Genomic DNA, 305 nt, shown 5'->3' with positions numbered 1-305 from the left:
CGGTGAGCCGTCCGCACGTGTGCCATTGACTACTGTGGAACCTGCCGTTTGATTAAATGCGGCTTCCGCAGCCGGATTCGTGGCTGTTTGATCCGCGATCAAATTACTGATCGTACGCGGCTGTGAATCAAACACGGCACCTTTGGTTTGAGAGTAATGGGTTGATTGACCTACGGCTTGCCCACCCGGGCCGTCTGGATCAAATGTGATCTGCTCGCCAGAACGGAAGAAAATATCCAGTCCGCGAGGAAAAACCTGATCGGCGGATCCAAATAACGAATTTCCCGGCAGCAGGTTATTGTATT

Annotated in this window: 1 protein-coding gene; it reads right to left on the bottom strand. The window is 52.1% G+C overall.

Going from position 1 to position 305, the window contains the following annotated elements; genetic code table 11:
• A partial coding sequence (locus tag C7H79_RS18250; RefSeq protein ID WP_172592516.1) for a hypothetical protein occupies nucleotides 1-305 on the bottom strand: 305 nt, incomplete at both ends.

The sequence above is a fragment of the Nitrosomonas supralitoralis genome, assembly GCF_003011925.2.
Taxonomy (GTDB): domain Bacteria; phylum Pseudomonadota; class Gammaproteobacteria; order Burkholderiales; family Nitrosomonadaceae; genus Nitrosomonas; species Nitrosomonas supralitoralis.
This window is presented reverse-complemented; position numbering and strand designations above follow the sequence as displayed.